Here is an 18234-nt window from a genome sequence, read left to right as displayed (position 1 = left end):
CGCAGATTGCTTCAAAATAATTACCGTATTTGTTATATTGTTGTTTATTGCTTATTCACCTCTGCGGTGCCAAAAAGAACAAGATTCACCGCAACCCAGGACAGAGAAATGTTAGATTACCGCTTCCCGACAGCTTTGCAGATGGTTCTCAGCGTAGCGATGGCGGAGCAATTGGGTGAACGTTCAACGAGTGCGATTCTGGCCTACGGCCTGGAAGCGAACCCGAGCTTCATCCGCAAATTGATGGTTCCGCTGACGCGAGACGGCATTATCGTCTCAACGCTTGGCCGTAACGGCTCCATTCATCTTGGTCGCCCGCCGGAAGAGATCACCCTGCGCGACATCTACCTGTCGGTCATCGAAGATAAAAAGCTGTGGGCGTCGCGCCCTGACGTACCAGCTCGCTGCGTGGTCAGCGCTAACGCGTGCTGGTACTTTAAATCAATTTCCGAAGAGGCCGAGCAGGCGTCGTTAGCGGTACTGGCCCGCCATACCGTAGCGAGTGCCCTGGAAGCGGTGAAAAACGCCGACAGCAGCGGCTGGGATCCGCTCCCCGATCTCATCGCCCAGTATCAAAAAACGTCTTAACGTTTTACCTGATGCGAAAGAAAACCGCCTTCACTGTGAAGGCGGTTTTTTATTATCAGCAACGTCCCTACGCGGGCAGCACGTCCCTTTCCTCTTTCTTCCCACGCGTGACGAACTTACGCAGCGTCACGTAGAACACCGGCGTCAGGAACAGACCAAACAGCGTCACCCCCAGCATACCGGAGAACACCGTGATCCCGGTGACGCCACGTACTTCTGCGCCCGCGCCGTGGCCGAGGATCAGCGGAATGGTCCCGGCAATAAAGGCGATGGAGGTCATTACAATCGGGCGTAAACGCAGGCGGCACGCCTCCAGCGCGGCCTCCATGATGCCTTTACCCTGAATTTCCAGCTCGCGGGCAAACTCCACGATAAGGATGGCGTTTTTACAGGCCAGACCCATCAGCACCACCAGCCCCACCTGCACGAAGACGTTGTTATCGCCCCCGGTCAGCCAGACGCCAAACAGCGCGGAGAGCATGGTCATCGGCACGATGAGGATCACCGCCAGCGGCAGCGTCCAGCTTTCATACAGCGCCGCCAGGACCAGGAACGCCAGCAGTACCGCGACCGGGAAGACGATCAGCGCCGTGTTGCCCTGGGTGGCCTGCTGGAAGCTCAGATCCGTCCATTCAATGTTCATCCCGTTCGGCAGGATCTGCTTAGACATCGCGTCCAGCTGCGTCATCGCCTGCGCTGATGAGAGCACGCGCGGGTCGGCATCGCCAATCAGGTCCGCCGCCGGGTAGCCGTTGTAGCGGATCACCGGATCCGGCCCGTAGGTGGTCGTGATGTTTACCATACTGCCAATCGGTACCATTTCGCCCTGGCTGTTACGGGTGCGCAGATTCGCAATATCTTCCACGCTGTCGCGGAACTGCCCGTCGGCCTGTGCCATCACGCGCCAGGTACGTCCGAACTGGTTGAAGTCATTGACGTACGACGAGCCCAGATAGGTTTGCAGCGTCCCGAAGAGATCGGTCAGCGACACGCCCTGCGCTTTCGCCTTATCGCGGTCAACCTGCACGTCCAGCTGCGGCACGTTAGCCTGGTAGGTTGAGATCGGGAAATGCATCCCCGGCGTCTGCATAATTGCACCGGACATGGTGTTCACCGCATTTTGCAGCGCGCCATAGCCCAGACCACCGCGGTCCTGGATGTACAGGGAATAGCCCGACCCCTGACCCAGCCCTAAAATCGGCGGCGGCAGGATGGAGAAGCCAAAGCCCTGCTGGATTTGCGCGATTTTCGCGTTAATCTCCGCGTTAATTTCCGCTGCGGAATGTTTACGCTGGTCGAACGGCTTCAGGCCAAAGAAGACCGTCCCGGTATTCGGCGTATTGGTGAACTGCAGCGCATTCAGTCCCGGAAACGCGACCGCATAGTCCACGCCTTCGGTATTCATCCCGATTTCGCTCATTTTGCGGATCACCGCATCGGTGCGGGCCAGCGAAGAGCCTTCCGGCATTTTCACGCCGCCGATCAGGTAAAGCTTGTCCTGCGTCGGAATAAACCCGCCGGGCACCGCTTTAAACATGACGCCTGCGGCACAAAGCAGCAGCAGATAAACCACGAATACCGCGCCGCGTCGTCCCAGCGTTTTGCCCACCAGTCCCTGATAGCCGTTTGAGCTGCGGAGGAAGAAGCGGTTAAACGGACGGAAAATCCAGCCGAAGAGACGATCGATAAGCCGGGTCGGGAAATCTTTCGGCGCGCCGTGCGGCTTTAACAGCAGTGCCGCCAGCGCCGGAGAGAGCGTCAGCGAGTTAATCGCTGAAATCACCGTAGATATCGCGATCGTCACCGCAAACTGCTTGTAGAACTGGCCGGTAACGCCCGACAGAAACGCCATCGGCACAAACACCGCGCACAGCACCAGCGCAATCGCGATAATCGGCCCGGACACTTCACGCATCGCCTGGTGCGCAGCCGCAAGCGGCGCAAGCCCCTCTTCGATATTTCGCTCGACGTTTTCCACCACCACGATGGCGTCGTCCACCACGATACCGATGGCCAGCACCAGCCCGAACAGGCTCAGGGTATTCAGCGAGAAGCCCAGCAGGTAGAGAATGCTGAAAGTACCCACCACCGACACCGGCACCGCGATCAGCGGAATGATCGACGCGCGCCAGGTTTGCAGGAACAGAATCACCACCAGCACGACCAGCACCACGGCTTCCAGCAGCGTCTGCACCACCGCACGGATCGAATCACGCACGAAGACCGTCGGATCGTAAGGTGCCGCCCACTTCATGTCTGCCGGGAAGCGCGTGGACAGTTCGTCCATTTTCGCGCGCACCGCGTTAGACAGATCGATGGCGTTCGCCCCCGGCGACTGGAAGATACCAATCCCGACCGCGTCTTTATTGTTCAGCTGGGAACGCAGCGCATAGCTCCCGGAGCCCATTTCAATCCGCGCCACGTCGCGCAGGCGGACGACCGTACCATCCTGCGTTGTTTTCAGGACAATATTGCCAAACTCTTCTTCGGTATGCAGACGGCCCTGGGCGTTAATGGAGATCAGGAAATCGCTCTCTTTCGGCAGCGGCTCGGCGCCAAGCTGTCCGGCGGAGACCTGCACGTTCTGCTCCTGCATCGCCGTGACCACGTCCGAAGCGGTCAGCCCGCGGGCCGCCACCTTGTTGGGATCCAGCCAGACGCGCATCGCGTACTCACCGGAGCCGAAAATCTGGATCTGGCCGACGCCGGGCAGACGCGCCAGTTCGTCCTTCACCTTCAGCGTGGCGTAGTTACGCATATACAGGGAGTCGTACTTACCGTTAGGCGAAAACAGATGCACCACCAGCGTCAGCGTCGGGGACTGTTTCTGGGTGGTGATGCCCAGACGCCGCACGTCTTCCGGCAGACGCGCTTCGGCCTGCGCGACGCGGTTTTGTACCTGAACCTGCGCCTGATCCGGATCGGTGCCCGGACGGAAGGTGACGGTAGTGACCAGCACGCCATCGGAACCCGCGACGGACTTCATGTACATCATGTTCTCAACGCCGTTGATCGCCTCTTCCAGCGGCGTCGCCACGGTCTCGGCAATCACTTTCGGGTTGGCGCCCGGGTACTCCGCGCGCACCTGCACGCTTGGCGGCACGACGTCAGGGTATTCGCTCACCGGCAGCAGCGGGATGGCGATTAACCCTGTGATAAAAATCAGAATCGACAGGACGGCAGCAAAGATCGGCCTGTCGATGAAAAAGCGGGAAAAGTCCATGGGTTGGATTCTCAGGTCAAGGGATCAGTTGAGGGCGCTGGTGGCGGTCATGGCAACGGTTTTGGCGTTAACCGGCATACCCGGCATAAACACTTTCTGCAAACCCTCGACGATGACTTTGTCGCCAGGGTTCAGCCCCTGCCGCACAATGCGTAAACCGTCTGCCAGACGTCCCGGCGTAATGTCGCGACGCTGCGCTTTCCCCTCTTTATCCACGATATAGACGTATTTACGATCCTGATCGGTCAGCACTGCCTTGTCGTCGATAAGCGTGGCTTTGAACTCCGCGCTGCCCGGCAGGCGTACGCGGGCAAACAGTCCCGGTGTAAACTGACGCTGTGAGTTATCCAGCAGCGCGCGCATGCGGATGGTCCCGGTGCTCGGCGTAAGCTGGTTATCCAGGAAATCCACTTTGCCCTGGTGGGGATAGCCCTCCTCGCCCGTCAGGCCAATCTCAACCGGCAGCGCCGTGTGATTGCTGGACGCCCCCTGCCCGCTGCGGGCCAGGTTTTGATAGTGAAGATAGGTTGACTCGTCCACGTCAAAGTAGACGTACACCGTCTTCTGCGAGACCAGCGTGGTGAGGACGCTGGCGGTGTCGCCCGTAGTCACCAGGTTCCCGCTGGTGATAAGCGCCCGGCTGGCGCGACCATCGATAGGCGCGGTCACTTTAGTGAAGTCCAGATTGAGCTGGGCTGCGTCAACCGCCGCCTGCGCGGCGCGAATGTCGGCCTGCGCCTGAACGGCAGCCGAACGTCGCTGCTCCCACTCTTCCCGTGAGACCAGATGGGTATTGATCAGCTTATCGGTACGGTTAGCCTCACTTTGCGCCAGGCTGGCCTGCGTTTTGGCTCTCGCCAGGTTCGCCTGCGCCTGTTCCAGCGCAGCGCGATAGGTACGATCATCAATGGTGAACAGCACCTCGCCCTTCTTCACTTCCTGACCGTCGGTGTAATTCACCTTATCAATGTAGCCGGACACGCGCGGGCGCAGCTGAACGCTCTCCACCGCTTCAATCCGACCGTTAAAGCTATCCCACTGGCTAATCGATTTCACCACCACGTCAGCGGCACTCACGGCAGGCGCAGGTGGCGCGGCATTTTGCGCGACGCTGTTATCGCATCCGACGAGCAGCACGGAGAGCAACATTGCCCCCAGCGCGCTCAGATGAGAATTACCCCAGGTTTTTTGCAGGCTCATTATTTTTATTCCGATAATTGTCGCCACCGGGCAAGACGCAGCAGGAGGCACCGCGCCACTTCCTTTGTCCGGGGGCTGTCTTAAGGCCATTTGTGTCGTTCATCGCCACAAAACTGTAACAGTTGCGAATACACTATTCGCGGCGATTGTAGGAAGGCGCTTAACTAAGTGCAAGAATAATTGTTGCACTTTATGTGCTATTTGAGTGGATGTGAAAAGACCCGTTTCGGTCAGGGATTTAAATGCAACAATAAAACTTGCAATTACTGCAAAAACGCGCCACCTTTAAATGCAACAGACAAAGATACTTTTTCATCCGCTGCGTGGGGGTAACCAGATGAACACTGGCGCATTTATGCATGATTTACTCGACTGGATCGACAACAACCTGGACAGCCGCCTGGACATTGAGACCGTCGCCAGGCGTTCCGGCTACTCGAAATGGCACCTTCAGCGCCTGTTCAAAGAGCATACGGGCTACCCTCTCGCCGGGTATATTCGCGCGCAAAAGCTGCAAAAATCGGTTGAGCGGTTATCCCACAGTGACGAACCGATTCTGAACGTGGCGATCGCGCTGGGCTTTGACTCCCAGCAATCCTTTAACCGCAGCTTTAAGCGTCAGTATGGTCAGGCGCCTGGGGCATGGCGACGCAGTATGGGTGGCCCGGAAACACAGCAGCTTCGCCAGTAATGCATATTTTGCTGCAACATCGATCTGTTGCTGCTATACTGTATATAAATACAGTATAGCGAGGTGCACGATGGCTGTTGAAACAAAATTTGTTGTCGTAAGAAAAGGTGAAGAGAAAATGACATTTGCCAGTAAGAAAGAGGCTGACGCTCACGACAAGCTGCTTGATATGGCCGACGCGTTCACCGACTGGCTGTTGCAAAGCGGAATGCAGATGGATGAAACGCAGGCTGAAAATCTTGGCCTGTATCTCGCCGAGCAGAAAGAGACCGTTCAGCATATTCTGCGTACCAGCAAGCTTCCCGATCTCACTGCTCCAGCTGTAGCGGATAAAACAGAATCCGACGCGGCTGACGCCAAAAAAATCAGGGCTGTGAAAGCGGCCTGATTGTCAGAAAATCATCACCGTTCTGGAAGCCGTAAGCAGATAACTGCTTACGGCTTTTTGGCTGTCTGTAGTACTCTCCTGCTGATTGATGTTAACGATACCATCGTTTCAAAGCAGGAGATGATGCAATTACATAAAAAAATAGGACTTTCGGGAAGGTGACGTGGGTTCAGTCCTTTTAAATAATTTAGAAATATTCATTTTTGTGATTAGAAATCCATACGAGGCTTGAGTCACGATAGTCGTCGTTAGTGGATGCTATCAGCGAGCATTTATCTGCATTACCATCAGCGGTGTAAGCACAGCTTTGCTTCACCATGAAAGTGATGTCCTCTCTTTTCGACACTAATTCTGAGTCAAGGAATTGCGCACTCCCGGATGGGTAAACGATGCGTTCATCTTTTGGATCTCTGTAATTTATTATGCGAACGGGGAATTGGCTGTTGTGATATTCATATCGCTCTACCACTTCGCCCGTATCTTTGTCCATTATTTTTTCCAGCAAGCCACGTATATTATAACTGAGTAAGTAATTACCTTTTTCATTCTCAAGCTCAGTAATTTCGCAGCGCTTATTTATTTTCCCGGTAATACGCTGGCCTTTAAGTGACGTCAGTAAGCCATCTTTATTGACCAAATGAAACTCTCGATCATTTGCCATGTCAACCATGTTGATACTCGTAAAGCATCCGCTGCGATCATATCTAACTTCTGTCATAACCTGAAGTTTACCGGTAACATCCCGCATCCACTGGAGGCTATGTTTTACGTTCCCGGTGGTTGCATCATGATCGAATAAAAGAGCAGCATTTAAGACCGCCGGTTTGAATTGAGTAAATGCCGCGACATCAAATGATAACGTCAATAATAATAGATTTAAAAAAACACCTGCTTTCATAAGTCATCCCTTTATTAATAAAATAGCATTCAACGATGATGTGAATTCGCGCTCTCATATTTTACGAATAATCGAAGCGTTTCCATGCCACACGTTAAGTGTCTGCTTTTTGTTCTAATCAATCGATACAAGGGTCCCTCATTTTTTGTCTGCACTCGCTTTCCGACGGATCTCAATCATCCTGATATACATATCACGCAACTCCTTATTCTGCTTGATCACCATTTCTTTGGGCAAGGATTCTCTCTCACGATTCCATTCATCAACGACACCCTGGCACGCCAGATAAGCGTCATTAACAATATTTTCAGCTGGAATCATCGTGTTGATATAGGGAAAGGTATGTTTGTTCAGGCATACAGAGACAGGTGGGCCATAATCATGTTCTTCGGCATGTAGGGTAATAGCAATAAGGAGGATAAACAATGTTAGAAATCTCAACTTCTTTTTCCCCTGATAAATACTGTTTCGTCAAATGACTGTCTTCCGGGGAGTTATCGACTTTGTGCAAAAAATCTTTAGTTACCCAAGGAAGTTCTTATCCTGCTGTAGTGACTGCTGACACAAACCTGACAGATGAAGGTTTTAATGACTTGATATCAGTTTAGAAATCACCCCGTTGAGCTCACAATTCATAGCAGGCGTAACCTTAAAACTATCCGCTTCTATGCTAAACCTTCCAACCACAAAACCTGGTAGCTATACAAACACGCCAGACTGTTAAGTTAATACGCTTCCCCCCTCTCTGAGGAAATACGCATGACCCCACATCCGTTACGCCAGATCATCAAATCCTGCGATCGCGCCATCACCACCAAAAACTATGACGCGCTGATGGAATACTACGCCGAAGACGCGGCTCTGGTCGTTAAACCCGGCATGACGGTTACAGGCAAAGAAAACATCCGCAACGCGTTTATTGCCATCTCGGATTATTTCCAGGACCAATTGATTGTGGAACAAGGAGAGATGCAGGTGATCGAAGGCGGTGACAATGCCCTCGTTATCATGGAAACCGTTCTGCGTTTTCCTGATGGTCAGGGTGGAATAACGGAAATGTCGCGCCGCGCGACCTATGTTTTTCGGCTGGAAAGCGACGGTCGCTGGCTTTGTACTATCGACAACTCCTACGGTACATCGCTTCTGGATACCGGGAATCGATCGCGTTAATCACGGCTTCAAAGGGGCGCTGCCGCCCCTCCACGCCAGCCCCTTAATGCGCAGTAATGCGCGGCTCCTTCACAAACTCAGCCAGCGGCCACACCATATCGTGCAGCAGGCCCGTCAGCTCTTTCGCTACGTGAGCGGGTAGCGTTCCACCCATAACGGCTTGCGTCAGCGCCAGAACATAGTTCACCTGCGTTAAGGTGTCCTGCCAGCAGTCGGGCACGCAGGAGTTGGTTTTCTCACCCATGATCAACTGTTCAATCAGGTATGGCGGAAGATCGACATCACAGAGTTCACGCAGCCTGCGCATGGCCTCAAGAAGACGCTCGCACAGCGCTGTACGGCTCGCGATATCATCGGTTTCGACCAGCACGCTCACCAGCGCGGCGCAGTTGTCGGCGACGACAAAAAGATCGGCATCAGCCGGAAGCGGCCGGGAGATACGTTGCAGAATGACGTTTTCGTCAGACGGGAGATAAGTCAAGGTTGGGATAGTCGCCATACAAGGCTTCCTTCTATATGGAGTTTATTTAACCACCCTTTGAGTTCCTACGCTCGGGGGGTAGCGCTGACAGAGGTAGGAATACCGCCCATATAGAAAACGGCCAGCCTTACGGCTGCTCCGTCAGCGCCACCGTTATTGTAACGAGATCGGCACTGCTGCGACATACGTAATGTCACTATATGGTTGACGGGTTCCTACGCCCGATTGCGGATGTGCCGCAACGCAGGCACTTTACGACCGCGACCCGTTGAGGAAAAGACATAACGCTGAATTTCACAAGGTTACTTTGCGGTTTGCGAGGCGCCTTCCAGAATGACAACGCTGCCCTAAATTTTAAGGGTATCAATCACCGCTCTCGCTGGGCTTTGACTCCCGGCAGTCCTTCAACCGCAGCTTTAAGCGTCAGTATGGTCAGGCGCCTGGGGCATGGCGGCTAAGTATTGGCTGTCGTGAAACGTTAACCGAACGTTTTTAGGGTCAACGAACTTACCGTCGGCGGTAACATAGGCGCTATTCACCACTTCTCCACTTTCTTTGTCTGTTAAGGCAATATGCGGTGCGTCGTGCAGTATGTTTTTATGACCCCACTCCATCAAAGAGAAAAGAATCGGCGCAAGGCTGCGGCTTTTGGCGGTGAGAACATACTCATACCGTTCACGCGCCCCTTCTTCCTGATAAGGGATTTTGCAAAGCAGGCCGAGTTCAGTCATTTTTTTTAATCGGTTCGCCAGCGTCTGCCTGGTGATTTTTGTATGATCACGTATTGTTTCAAAGCGTGTTACCCCATAAAACGCCTCTCTCAGAATCAACAAAACCCATTGATCGCCAAGAAGCTCAGCGGCCGCCGCTAACCCACAAAGCTCAGGTAATAAGTACGGTAATGATTTATTTTTTGACATCTCTTCGTTTGCCTCGTAACCTGAGTATGATTTAAAGACTCAGTTATTTAAGGAGAATACAATGCCCTTCGTAAATGTGCAAACCATTAAAGGAATTATGAATTCGGAGCAAAAAAAAGAACTGCTACGTCGTATGACTGACCTTATTGTTGAAATTGAGGGAAACGGCGATCCTGAATTCCGGCGTTCAGTATGGATCCGTATTGACGAGCATGAACCGGAACAGTGGAGTCTTGGGGGAATACAGCCCACATCTGAAATGATTGCTGCAAAATTTGCCTCACCACAGCGGTCCTGATTTATTTTTAGTCATAGCTCACCGGCGGGCAGTTTGAATGTCCGCTCTGGTGATGTTATGCGCCCTAAATTTTCAGCGTATCGATCACAGCCCTCAGGGCAGGCGACACGTTGCGGTGCGGATAATAGAGATACAGCCCGTCCATGCGCAGGCTATAGCGCTGCAACACCCGGATAAGCGTTCCGCGCTCCAGATCGTCAGCCACCAGCTCCACCGGGACATAGGCCAGCCCAAGCCCCAGCCGGGCGGCCTCGGCTTCCATGTAGCTGTCAGACAGCGCCCATTGCCCCTCTGGCCGATGGGTGATTTTTTTCCCGTCCTGCACCAGTTCCCACTGATAGTCACTACCGTCGGCAAACTGGTAGGCAATGCAGGGATGAGCCACTAAATCGGCTGGCGTCTGCGGAAAACCGTAGCGTCTGAAGTGTTCCGGGGCAGCCACCGCGGCCATTTCCATATCAGGCGTGATACGCACTGCAATCATTCCCTGCCCCACTTCCGGCCCCAGTCTGACACCCGCATCGAACCGCTCGGCGATAATGTCGACGAAGCGGCTTTCATTCATCAGTTCCAGCCTGATGTCCGGGTAACGCTGTTTAAAAATGGCGAGCTTTGGCAGCAGACATTTATCGATAGCGTGCTGGCTGGCATTAATACGCACCGTGCCGGACGGCGTCTGACGATAGTGTGCCAGAGTCGCCAGACCCGTATCGAGCGTATCGAATGCAGACTCGGCGGTCTGATAAAGCTGTTCCCCGGCATGGGTGAGCGAGAGCTTGCGCGTGGTGCGGACCAGAAGTTGAACGCCCAATCGCTCTTCCAGCTCGCGAACCGAGCGGCTGATCCCGGATTGCGCCAGCCCAAGCCGAAGCGCGGCCGCCGTGAAGCTCCCCTCCCGTACCACCTGCATGAACAGGTACAGCTCATTATAGTTTTCCCGTTTCGCCATCATCCCCACCCATTTATAACAATATGATATGAATCCTAGCAGCTTTCGCCCTCTAATCAGCACTATTTCTGCTAACTATAATGACCGCAACACAACAACCCAGGGTTCATTTCTATGAAAACATTTACCCAAAAACTGTCCGTTGCGATGCTGCTATGTGCATCATTAAGTGGAGTGACAACAATGAGTTATGCAGAAACCACCAACCCAAACGCGCCTGTTTCGATGGTGAGCACATGGGATAAAACCTTCGCCGAAAGTGACAAAGTCGATCACCGTAAGGTGTCCTTCCAGAACCGATACGGGATCACTTTGGTAGGCGATCTGTATCTTCCCAAAAACCGCGGCGACCGCAAGCTGGCAGCGATTGCGGTCAGCGGGCCATTTGGCGCGGTCAAAGAGCAGTCCAGCGGCCTGTATGCGCAAACCCTGGCAGAAAATGGGTTTGTGACCCTGGCGTTCGATCCGTCCTATACGGGAGAAAGCGGTGGCCAGCCGCGCAACGTAGCGTCTCCGGATATCAACACCGAAGACTTTAGTGCGGCGGTGGACTTCCTCGGGTTGCAGAAAGAGGTTGATCGTAACCGCATTGGTATTCTCGGCATCTGCGGCTGGGGCGGTATGGCGCTCAACGCAGCATCCATGGACACCCGCGTGAAGGCGGTCGCCACCAGCGTGATGTATGACATGAGCCGGGCGATGGGCCACGGCGTGGGCGACGGGAAAGATCGCTATTCAACGTCTGACCGCCGTGCCGTTCTGCAGTATCTGAACGCACAGCGCTGGAAAGATGCTGAGAACGGTACCTTCGCGCACGGCGGCCATGACATTTATGTCGATGAGAACGGCAAGGTGACGGCAGCTGAACGTATTCTGCCGGAGGCGTTACCTGACAACCCGAATCCGGTACTCAAAGAGTTCTTTGACTACTACCGTATGCCGCGCGGCTTCCATGCGCGCTCCGTCAACTCCACCGGCGCGTGGACCGCGACCACGCCATTATCATTTATGAATATGCCGCTGCTGAGCTACGCCGGGGAAATTACTATCCCAACGCTTATCGTAACCGGTGAAAAGGCACACTCCCGCTACTTTGCTGAAGATGCGTTTAAAGCGGTCGGCAGCAAGCAGAAGGAACTGGTGATTGTTCCGGGCGCAAACCATGTCGATCTGTACGATAATGCTGCCGGGAAGATCCCCTTCGGCCAGTTTGAGCAGTTCTTCAAAACCAACCTGAAATAAACCTCTACGCCACCCGCCCTAAACGGGTGGCTCTTTGTGAAATCTGACTATGTCTACACTGAGCCGCACCACATCACAGAACACAGAGCATGCACACTGGAGTGGCGTTTTTGCCATGACCCTGTGCGTATTTGTCCTGATTGCCTCGGAATTTATGCCCGTCAGCCTGCTTACCCCCCTTGCCAGAGATTTGGGCGTTACGGAGGGTCTCGCTGGCCAGGGGATCGCGATTTCCGGCGCGCTGGCGGTGCTGACCAGCCTCTTCCTTTCCCGGCTTGCCGGGAATATAAACCGCAAACACCTTCTTCTGGGCATGACGCTCCTGATGGCGCTCTCGGGGATGATTATCGCTTTCGCCCCAAACTATCTGGTTTACATGACAGGCCGCGCGCTGATCGGTATCGCTATAGGCGGGTTCTGGTCCATGTCTGCCGCAACGGCCATTCGCCTTGTTCCGCCGCATAAGGTTGCGCGCGCGCTGGCCATTTTCAACGGCGGTAACGCGCTGGCAACGGTGGTGGCCGCCCCGCTTGGCAGCTATCTTGGGGCCACTATTGGCTGGCGCGGCGCATTTCTTTGTCTGGTGCCCGTGGCGATAGCCGCGTTCATCTGGCAGTGTTTAAGCCTGCCTGACATGAACGCGCGTAAAAACGGTACATCACGAGGAAGTGTTTTTCGGTTATTCCGCCAGCCTGCCGTTTCCGTTGGTCTGCTGGCCTGCGGCCTGTTCTTTATGGGGCAGTTTGCGCTGTTTACCTATCTGCGCCCGTTCCTTGAAACCGTCACCCGGGTGAGCGGAGCCGGGCTGTCGCTGATTTTGCTCACCATAGGCGTTGCAGGTTTTGTGGGCACCCTTTTCGTTGCCCTGGTGCTTAATGCCGCGTTTTACATAACGCTGATCGCGATCCCTCTACTGATGGCGGCCATCGCAGTCGCGTTGATTCTCGCCGGGCATAACGTGTGGATTGTGGCCCTGCTGTCAGGCCTATGGGGGATGCTGGCAACATCAGCGCCGACGGGGTGGTGGACGTGGATTGCGCGAACGCTGCCGAAGGATGCTGAAGCCGGCGGTGGACTGATGGTGGCGGTGATCCAGCTCGCCATTGCGCTCGGTTCAACGGCGGGCGGTATAGCGTTCGATCGTTATAGCTGGCAGAGCACGTTTGCCCTGAGTGGCATCGTGCTCATCTGTGCGGCAACGCTGACGTTTCTGCTTTCGCGTCTTCACAAATAACGCGCCGGATGATTTTTTGACGCTTTTCTTCACCGTTCGTGTATTGTTTTTAAACAATAACATCCATTAAAGGACACCTGCGCAATGATCAGCATCCTCGGCAAAACCACCTCCATCAACGTTCGAAAAGTACTCTGGACCTGCGAAGAAGCAGGCATAGCCTATCAACAGGAAGATTACGGCAGTGGTTTTGCCTCAACGGAAACGGATGCCTTCCGCGCCCTGAACCCCAACGCCATGGTGCCGGTGCTGATTGATAGCGATTTCGTGCTGTGGGAGTCCAATTCCATCTGCCGTTATCTGGCGCGCAAGGCCGAACGTCACGATCTGCTGCCCGCAGAACCGCAGGCCTGCGCCAACGTTGAGCGCTGGATGGACTGGCAGGCCACTGAATTTAACAACGCCTGGCGCTATGTCTTCCCGGCGCTGGGGCGTAAAAACCCGGCCTTTAACGACCCTGAGCGCATTGCGGCAGGAATCAAGGAGTGGAACCACTGCATTACCATTCTGGAACAACAGCTGCAGCGCACCGGGGCCTTTGCGGCGGGCGAGACGTTTACCCTCGCTGACGTGGTGCTTGGGCTGTCGGTGAATCGCTGGAAAATGACGCCGTTTGATAAGCCAGACGTGCCCGCCATTGAGGCCTGGTTCGAGCGTCTTAACCAGCGTCCGGCATTTTTGCGTCACGGCAATAACGGCATGGTGTAAAACTTAATGCCTGAATGAATACCGCAACGAGGCTGTTTTTTTAATTACGAAACCCTGATTGTCGTCAGAGGGAATAATAATTAAGCCATATCCTGGACAGCCCGTTGCACCGCTTTGCTAGCCTGAATAGTCAGGCAAAGCTCAACCCGGAGGTATTCTTGCTGATTAAACTCAAGAAAGAACGAACGCATCAGGAGGATCGCCGGCTTGCTCTCTGGCTGGCGACCTCAGCAGGTTTGCTGAACGCCATCGCCCTCGGGGCATTTGGCTTTTTCCCCTCACACATGACCGGCAACACCTCACAATTATCCAGCGAAGTTTCTTCTACCGATCTGAGCGATATTATTTTCTTCGGCTCGATAATTCTCTCTTTTGTGGCTGGCGCCATTATTGCGCGCACGATCGTCATATGGGGTATTATCCATAACGTCAGGCTGGTTTTTTGCCAGATCCTTTTTGTCGAGGGGATATTACTGACCGGCGTTTCCTTCTACGAAATGTATTTCCATGCGCTCACCAGCAATCGCGAAATTATTCTTTTTCTCTGCTTTCTGATGGGCATTCATAATTCCACCTCCACGCAGCTTTCCGGCGGACGGGTAAGATCGACGCACATTACCGGCACGCTAACGGACGCGGGGATTTCCCTGGCCTCCGTCATGGTGGCGATGCTTCGCAGGGATTACTCCAAAGATACGGCGGCGCAAAAAAGTCAGCTAAAAACCCACTTAACCACCCTGTTTTCGTTCATTACGGGCGGTATTGCGGGGCTGCTGCTGTTCAGATGGATTGGCTTCAACGCCATGCTGGCGCTGGGTGTGATGCTCGCGGTTGTCGCCACCGTCTCAATTATCACCGTCTCGTCGCGGGTTCGACGGGTTCGCGCTGGCGTCTGAGGGTTGCAACTGCCCCAACAGGCGCTGCATGTTGTCATCACAGGTGATGCCCTCCGGCCTGTGGGTGATACTCGTGACCAGGTCCAGCAGCTCCCTTCGGTTTTCCTCCAGCTGCTTCTGCATCGCCTCTATTTCAGCAATGCGTGTCTTCAGGGACTGGATCAGTCCCTCATGATCCCAGCGCTGTTGCGGCTGCGGCAAGAAGCGCCGTATTTGCTCGAGGGTGAACCCGGTCCGTTGCGCATTGTCGATAATGTTCAGCAGCGCAACCGCATCAGCGGAATAGGTACGGTACCCGTTCCCCTGCCTGACGGGTCGCGGCAGTAAGCCTTCCGCCTCATAAAACCGAATGCGCGACGGGGTAATTCCCGTCATTTTCGACAGCTCGCCAATTTTCATTTCGTCCGCTCTGGCATATTGACCTTAAAGTTAACTTTAAGCTTAAACTTTTTATGCGGTCAACCGGATCGTCATCTCATCAGGAGCTAAAATGCACACTATTCTGGGCGCCAGCGGGCAAATTGCCCGTGAACTTGCCCGCGAGCTTAAACGCGAATATACCGACGAGATCAGGCTGGTCAGCCGCCATCCGCAGAAAGTCAACGCCAGCGATATCACGGTTGCAGCCGATCTCCTGGATGCGCAGCAGACGCAGGTGGCGATTAACGGTAGCGATACGGTCTATTTTACCGCCGGTCTGCCGCCTGATTCCGCGCTGTGGGAGCGTCATTTTCCGACCATGCTGGACAATGCCCTGGAGGCCACGCGTAAGGCGGGGGCAAAATTCGTCTATTTCGACAACACCTATATGTACCCCCAGAGTAACGTGCCGCAAACCGAAGAGACGCGCTTTGCGCCCCGGGGGCGGAAAGGCCACGTGCGCGCCCTGATGGCAAACCGGGTGCTTGACGAAATGCAACGGGGCGACATTCCCGTCCTCATCGGTCGGTCCCCGGAGTTTTACGGGCCTGAGAAAACGCAGAGCTTCACCAATACGCTCATTATCGACAGGCTGAAGCAGCATAAGCGTCCGCGCGTTCCGGTGCGTGACGACACGCTTCGCACCCTCATCTGGACGCCGGATGCCAGTCGCGCGCTCGCTCTGCTGGGCAATACCCCTGAGGCCTACGGGCAGACGTGGCACTTGCCCTGCTGCGATGAAAGGCTGACGTACCAGCAGTTCGTCACTCTCGCCTGTGAGGTCTTTGGACAGCCAGCGGACTACTCCGTCCTCGGCAAGTTGGCCTTCGCCGCGACGGCGCTGTTTTCGCAAGGCGCGCGCGAAATGCGCGAGCTGTTGCCCCGGTACGAGGCTGACAACCTGTTTGATTCGACGAAGTTTAAAGAGCATTTCCCTGCGTTCACCGTTACGTCATACCGGAAGGGACTCGAGAACATCTGGCAAGAGTGGAAATCAAAAGAGCCCGGTGCGGCGTAATTACGGCGCCGCGCCACCGGGAATGCGGTGTATTATTCGTGACAACGTCACATTCAAATCTCTTCTTTAGGACTATTCTGCCCGCCCCACAATCAGGCCTTACGCCATAAGGCCTGACCTGAGGTTGCCACTAGTTTCATAGGGTTACTGATTTTACCCCTTCGCTGGAACCCTTCCCAAACGCTTGCTATAGGTCATCTACCCCTGCCGAAACATGGCATAACAACAGGCAACCGGTGGTTGCTATAACGCATGCGCACAGGGAGACACACCGCAATGCACCCATTACTCAAACGTTCGCTGCTGTTTGTCGGCGCGATTATCGTGGTTCTCGCCCTCCTCGTCTGGGGGATCGGGCTGGAGACCATCAAAGCGCGTCGGGTTGACCTGATCTATCTCGGGCAACAGCATATGATTCTGGTTTTCTCATCGATGTTCTTTGCCCTGCTGGTGGGTATTCCGGCGGGTATTCTGCTGAGCCGCCCGGCCGCGCGGGGTGTCGCCGAATATGTGATGCAAATCTTCAACGTCGGCAACACGCTGCCGCCGCTGGCCGTTCTCGCGCTGGCGATGGTGGTGATCGGCATCGGCGATACGCCCGCCATCATCGCCCTGTTCCTCGCCTCGCTGTTGCCGATCGTGCGTAATACCTATGCCGGGCTGTGCTCGGTCCCGCCGTCGCTGCTGGAAGCGGCAAACGGCATCGGGATGACCAAATGGCAGCGTCTGCGCCAGGTTGAGCTGCCTGCCGCCTGGCCGGTGATGCTCTCGGGGATCCGCATCGCCACCGCCATTAACGTCGGTACCGCACCGCTGGCGTTCCTGATTGGTGCCAGCAGCTACGGCGAGCTGATTTTCCCCGGCATTTATCTGAACGATTTCCCGACCCTGATCCTCGGCGCGGCGGCCACTGCCCTGTTCGCCCTGATCCTCGATACCCTGCTGGCGGCGCTGGGCCGCGTGATGAGTCCCCATCTCGCTCGATAACAATAACAAGGAGCTTTTATGAGACTGTTTTCCGGCCTGACGGCGCTGTGTGCAGCGGTGCTGTTCACCAGCCAGGCGATGGCGGCCCCGCTGATTCTGGCGACCAAGAGCTTTACCGAGCAGCACATTCTCTCGGCGATGACCGTGCAGTACCTGCAAACGAAAGGATTCCAGGTTCAGCCGCAAACCAATATCGCCACGGTGATTTCCCGTAACGCGATGATCAACAAGCAGATTGACATGACCTGGGAGTACACCGGCACGTCATTAATCATCTTTAACCACATCAACAAGCGCATGTCGCCAGAGGAGTCTTACGAGACGGTGAAACGTCTGGACGCGAAGCACGGTCTGGTCTGGCTCAAGCCCGCCGACATGAACAACACCTATGCGTTCGCCATGCAGCGCAAGCGCGCCGAGGCGGAACATATCAACACCATGTCGGAGATGGTGGCAAAGATTGAGCAGATCCGTAAAACCAACCCGGACAAAAACTGGCTGCTGGGCTTAGACCTTGAATTTGCCGGGCGCAGCGACGGCATGAAGCCGCTTCAGGCCGCCTATAAGATGGACCTGGACCGCCCGCAGATCCGTCAGATGGACCCCGGCCTGGTCTATAACGCGGTGCGCGACGGCTTCGTCGACGCCGGGCTGATTTACACCACCGACGGGCGCGTGAAGGGCTTCGACCTCAAGGTGCTGGAGGATGATAAAGGCTTCTTCCCGAGCTATGCCGTCACTCCGGTGGTCCGTAAGGACACGCTGGAGGCCAATCCGGGCCTGGAAGAGGCGCTCAACACCCTCTCTGCCCAGCTCAACAACGACGTTATCACCGAACTGAACAAGAAGGTGGATATCGACCATCAGTCACCGCAGCAGGTCGCCCGTGATTTCCTGCGTAGCAAACAGCTGCTGTAGGAGGC

20 protein-coding genes are annotated in these 18234 nt (G+C 54.9%); 12 read left to right on the top strand and 8 right to left on the bottom strand.

Going from position 1 to position 18234, the window contains the following annotated elements; all coding sequences use genetic code 11:
- The first annotated feature begins 108 nt into the window (after window positions 1–108).
- Entirely contained in the window at window positions 109–588 is a 480-nt protein-coding gene (locus LJA86_RS05820) for an RrF2 family transcriptional regulator (RefSeq protein WP_025760257.1), read from the top strand.
- 67 nt (window positions 589–655) lie between these two features.
- Here the strand turns inward: LJA86_RS05820 and oqxB are convergent, their stop codons facing one another.
- Window positions 656–3811 carry a multidrug efflux RND transporter permease subunit OqxB gene (gene oqxB / locus LJA86_RS05815; RefSeq protein ID WP_021241210.1) on the bottom strand — a complete coding sequence of 1052 codons (3156 nt, stop codon included), beginning with the start codon at window positions 3809–3811 and terminating at the stop codon, window positions 656–658.
- Window positions 3812–3835: 24 nt separating this feature from the next.
- Window positions 3836–5011, bottom strand: a complete 1176-nt coding sequence (locus LJA86_RS05810) for an efflux RND transporter periplasmic adaptor subunit (RefSeq protein ID WP_229225777.1) — start codon at window positions 5009–5011, stop codon at window positions 3836–3838.
- Window positions 5012–5348: 337 nt separating this feature from the next.
- On the opposite strand from LJA86_RS05810, the gene LJA86_RS05805 reads away from it, so the two are divergent.
- Window positions 5349–5702 carry a helix-turn-helix domain-containing protein gene (locus LJA86_RS05805; protein WP_025911432.1) on the top strand — a complete coding sequence of 118 codons (354 nt, stop codon included), beginning with the start codon at window positions 5349–5351 and terminating at the stop codon, window positions 5700–5702.
- A gap of 70 nt (window positions 5703–5772) precedes the next feature.
- Entirely contained in the window at window positions 5773–6090 is a 318-nt protein-coding gene (locus LJA86_RS05800) for a YebG family protein (protein ID WP_024909116.1), read from the top strand.
- A gap of 187 nt (window positions 6091–6277) precedes the next feature.
- On the opposite strand, the gene LJA86_RS05795 is transcribed toward LJA86_RS05800, so the two are convergent.
- Complete coding sequence (locus LJA86_RS05795) at window positions 6278–6988, bottom strand: YnfC family lipoprotein (RefSeq protein WP_229225776.1); 711 nt, start codon at window positions 6986–6988, stop codon at window positions 6278–6280.
- Between the two features lie 138 nt (window positions 6989–7126).
- Entirely contained in the window at window positions 7127–7429 is a 303-nt protein-coding gene (locus tag LJA86_RS05790) for a hypothetical protein (RefSeq protein ID WP_229225775.1), read from the bottom strand.
- Between the two features lie 318 nt (window positions 7430–7747).
- Between LJA86_RS05790 and LJA86_RS05785 the strand changes: the two genes are divergently transcribed.
- Window positions 7748–8158: a YybH family protein gene (locus tag LJA86_RS05785; RefSeq protein WP_229225774.1), complete on the top strand. Its 411-nt coding sequence runs from the start codon at window positions 7748–7750 to the stop codon at window positions 8156–8158.
- 43 nt (window positions 8159–8201) lie between these two features.
- Here the strand turns inward: LJA86_RS05785 and LJA86_RS05780 are convergent, their stop codons facing one another.
- Window positions 8202–8657 carry a hypothetical protein gene (locus tag LJA86_RS05780; protein WP_229225773.1) on the bottom strand — a complete coding sequence of 152 codons (456 nt, stop codon included), beginning with the start codon at window positions 8655–8657 and terminating at the stop codon, window positions 8202–8204.
- Window positions 8658–9055: 398 nt separating this feature from the next.
- Window positions 9056–9559 (bottom strand): winged helix-turn-helix transcriptional regulator, encoded by a 504-nt coding sequence (locus LJA86_RS05770; protein WP_023311523.1) that lies wholly within the window; start codon window positions 9557–9559, stop codon window positions 9056–9058.
- 61 nt (window positions 9560–9620) lie between these two features.
- Here LJA86_RS05770 and LJA86_RS05765 point away from each other — a divergent pair, with 61 nt between their 5' ends.
- Complete coding sequence (locus tag LJA86_RS05765) at window positions 9621–9857, top strand: tautomerase family protein (RefSeq protein WP_032674674.1); 237 nt, start codon at window positions 9621–9623, stop codon at window positions 9855–9857.
- 64 nt (window positions 9858–9921) lie between these two features.
- Here LJA86_RS05765 and LJA86_RS05760 read toward each other — a convergent pair whose 3' ends face one another.
- Window positions 9922–10806, bottom strand: a complete 885-nt coding sequence (locus LJA86_RS05760) for a LysR family transcriptional regulator (RefSeq protein ID WP_023311521.1) — start codon at window positions 10804–10806, stop codon at window positions 9922–9924.
- 114 nt (window positions 10807–10920) lie between these two features.
- Here LJA86_RS05760 and LJA86_RS05755 point away from each other — a divergent pair, with 114 nt between their 5' ends.
- The 4 genes from LJA86_RS05755 to LJA86_RS05740 all read left to right on the top strand — a co-directional run bounded on the left by LJA86_RS05755 (window position 10921) and on the right by LJA86_RS05740 (window position 14886).
- A complete protein-coding gene (locus tag LJA86_RS05755; protein WP_048222916.1) occupies window positions 10921–12048 on the top strand; it encodes an alpha/beta hydrolase in 1128 nt (375 codons plus the stop codon).
- Window positions 12049–12097: 49 nt separating this feature from the next.
- Entirely contained in the window at window positions 12098–13282 is a 1185-nt protein-coding gene (locus tag LJA86_RS05750; RefSeq protein WP_229225772.1) for an MFS transporter, read from the top strand.
- A gap of 84 nt (window positions 13283–13366) precedes the next feature.
- Window positions 13367–13990: a glutathione S-transferase family protein gene (locus LJA86_RS05745; protein ID WP_229225771.1), complete on the top strand. Its 624-nt coding sequence runs from the start codon at window positions 13367–13369 to the stop codon at window positions 13988–13990.
- 158 nt (window positions 13991–14148) lie between these two features.
- Window positions 14149–14886 carry a YoaK family protein gene (locus LJA86_RS05740; RefSeq protein WP_167213028.1) on the top strand — a complete coding sequence of 246 codons (738 nt, stop codon included), beginning with the start codon at window positions 14149–14151 and terminating at the stop codon, window positions 14884–14886.
- Here the strand turns inward: LJA86_RS05740 and LJA86_RS05735 are convergent.
- On the bottom strand, window positions 14836–15285 hold the full coding sequence (locus LJA86_RS05735) for a MerR family transcriptional regulator (RefSeq protein WP_045910390.1): 450 nt from the start codon (window positions 15283–15285) through the stop codon (window positions 14836–14838). The genes LJA86_RS05740 and LJA86_RS05735 overlap by 51 nt on opposite strands.
- Before the next feature lie 91 nt (window positions 15286–15376).
- Between LJA86_RS05735 and LJA86_RS05730 the strand changes: the two genes are divergently transcribed.
- The 3 genes from LJA86_RS05730 (at window position 15377) to osmX (ending at window position 18229) form a co-directional block, all read left to right on the top strand.
- Window positions 15377–16324 (top strand): NAD-dependent epimerase/dehydratase family protein, encoded by a 948-nt coding sequence (locus tag LJA86_RS05730; protein WP_229225770.1) that lies wholly within the window; start codon window positions 15377–15379, stop codon window positions 16322–16324.
- 276 nt (window positions 16325–16600) lie between these two features.
- Window positions 16601–17311 (top strand): osmoprotectant ABC transporter permease OsmY, encoded by a 711-nt coding sequence (gene osmY / locus LJA86_RS05725; RefSeq protein WP_229225769.1) that lies wholly within the window; start codon window positions 16601–16603, stop codon window positions 17309–17311.
- A gap of 18 nt (window positions 17312–17329) precedes the next feature.
- Window positions 17330–18229, top strand: coding sequence for a glycine betaine ABC transporter substrate-binding protein (gene osmX / locus LJA86_RS05720; RefSeq protein WP_229225768.1), 900 nt, complete (start codon window positions 17330–17332; stop codon window positions 18227–18229).
- The last annotated feature ends 5 nt before the right edge of the window (window positions 18230–18234 follow it).

The organism is Enterobacter sp. TCD1-1 (genome assembly GCF_020567405.1).
GTDB classification, from domain to species: Bacteria; Pseudomonadota; Gammaproteobacteria; order Enterobacterales; family Enterobacteriaceae; genus Enterobacter; species Enterobacter quasiroggenkampii.
The sequence above is the reverse complement of the archived record's forward strand: the minus strand, read 5'-3'. Positions and strand labels throughout refer to the sequence as shown.